Origin of the sequence: Micromonospora sp. CPCC 206060, assembly GCF_036906895.1 — a bacterium.
Taxonomy (GTDB): Bacteria; Actinomycetota; Actinomycetes; order Mycobacteriales; family Micromonosporaceae; genus Micromonospora.
The window spans coordinates 1-1,760 of the sequence record NZ_JBAKHU010000203.1; the positions used below are offsets into that span (position 1 = coordinate 1).

At 74.1% G+C, this 1,760-nt stretch carries 3 protein-coding genes; all 3 read right to left on the reverse strand.

The genetic code is table 11. From position 1 onward, the window contains the following. Positions 1 to 92 precede the first annotated feature (92 nt). From V6U90_RS33235 to V6U90_RS33245, 3 genes are read right to left on the reverse strand one after another with little or no spacing between them, the layout of a single operon-like run. Positions 93 to 959, reverse strand: a complete 867-nt coding sequence (locus V6U90_RS33235; protein ID WP_334445110.1) for a bifunctional DNA primase/polymerase — start codon at positions 957 to 959, stop codon at positions 93 to 95. 8 nt (positions 960 to 967) lie between these two features. Beyond that, positions 968 to 1,321 (reverse strand): hypothetical protein, encoded by a 354-nt coding sequence (locus V6U90_RS33240; RefSeq protein ID WP_334445112.1) that lies wholly within the window; start codon positions 1,319 to 1,321, stop codon positions 968 to 970. A 16-nt stretch (positions 1,322 to 1,337) separates the two neighbouring features. Further along, on the reverse strand, positions 1,338 to 1,643 hold the full coding sequence (locus V6U90_RS33245) for a hypothetical protein (protein WP_334445114.1): 306 nt from the start codon (positions 1,641 to 1,643) through the stop codon (positions 1,338 to 1,340). Positions 1,644 to 1,760: the final 117 nt, after the last annotated feature.

Sequence of the window (1,760 nt, forward strand, 5' to 3'; positions counted from 1 at the left end):
AGCGGTGAGCGTGGCCAGATGGTCGCTGAGGTGACCGGCTGCCGTGTCGAGCTGCGCCACCGGACGACAACCGGAGTTGTCACCGGGCCGGGTCACGCGGCCCTACCCACGGTGGGCAAGCTGCGCGGGTTACGGGCACCGACCCGCAGCCCAGAGGAGATCGTTCGGCTGATCTCCCCGTGCCGCAGCCCGACCGACAGGGCGACCGGTTCCAGCACGGCGGTCACGTCGGCGTCGGTGAGGGCGCCTCCGGCGGCGAGCTGCCCGAGGGCGACAGCCGAGGTGAACAAGACGTGATTACGGCTGCCCTCACCAGCGGCGGCCAGGTGGGCGACCTGCCGGCGGATCGCAGCAGCCACGTACCGGCCATGCCGGTCGACCGGCACCACCACGGCTACCGGCCCGGGTGCGGGCAGCGGTTTCGGGGCGAGCAGGCCGGCGAGCCACCCGGGCAGTAGTGCCGGGTCGGTGTCGAGGGTGACCGTGTAGGGCCGGCCGTTGGCGGTGGAGCCGGCCGCGACGACGTACCCGCCGTGGGCGCGGGTGTCGACCAGCCATCCCACCGTCCCGGCGGTGTTGCGCAGGGCCGGGCCGCTGGCCGGGTGCCGGTGGTAGAGGTGGGTGCCACCCCTGCCGGTGGCCACCGTGTACGTGGCGCCGATGTGCTGGCTGTGCCGGTCGGCGAGGGTGGTGAGCACGTCCAGGCCGTGACGCGCACCCGCCCACTCGGCGGGCGGGGTGCCGGTGCCGTTCTTGGGGGTGTCCAGGTCGACCACGACCAGCCCGGACGGGCCGCACGCAACACCGATGCCGTAGGGGCCAGTCGACCAGCACCGGCGGATGCGGGCCGGGTCGGTGGTGGCCCGGTTCTCCCAGTCACGGACAGCGGGCCGCTTGTCGTCCGGGCGCAGCGGGAAAACATGCCAGCCACGCTCGGCGGCGGCCAAAGCGACAGCCATCAGCCGATTCACCACCGGCCACCCCCGGCGGTGGTGGCGTGGCGGTCGGCGGCGGTCAGCACCCGCACCGCCACCACGATGCGGTCGGTGTTCGGGTCGGGCCGGTCGCGGTAGTCGGGGTGCCCGCACACGGCGCAGAGCTCCTCACCGTCCGGCCAGTCGTGCCCACCGGACAGCCGGCAGGCGGCCAGGGCGGTGCACGCGGGGCAGACCGCATCCCGGTCGGCGACGGTCCAGCCGTGTTCGAACGTCACCGCCGCGTAGGCGGCGTCCGGGGTGTCGTAGTGCGGCGGGGCGTCATCGGGCCAGCCGTCACCACAGGCGGTGCACAGGATCTCAACGCAGACAACGGTTCGGATCACAGTCGTTCTCCCAAGGTCAGGCGGGGCGCCGGTCGGCGCGGACGGCGTCCAGGTCGAGCAGCGCCCCACCGGCCGTGCCGCCGGTCGGGGCGGGCGGGCGTGCCTGCCCGGTGCGGCCGGTGGCGACGGTCAACCGCAGGTAGAGCCGGTATCGGCCGGTGTCGGCGCCGGTCAGTGGCCGGGGTTGTCCCTGCTGGGCGAGCCGGCTGGCGGCGGCCAACACCCCGACGAGGGCGGATAGTTCGGTTCGGGTGCCGGTGGCCCAGATCTCCAACCCGGACAGAGCCGGGTCACGTCGAGACGGACCCTCATACCGGCTCACCTCGGACGCGGCGCGGGTCGACCAGCAAGCGCCGTCCGGGTCACCAGGTCGCGCACGCCGTCGAGCAGGGTGAGCAACTGGCGGCGGGCGGCGGGGTCGACGTCGACCAGGGCGATG

Excerpts from the sequence above, each read along its gene's own strand:
- V6U90_RS33235 (WP_334445110.1), bottom strand. The coding sequence starts at position 959 with ATGGCTGTCGCTTTGGCCGCCGCCGAGCGTGGCTGGCATGTTTTCCCG.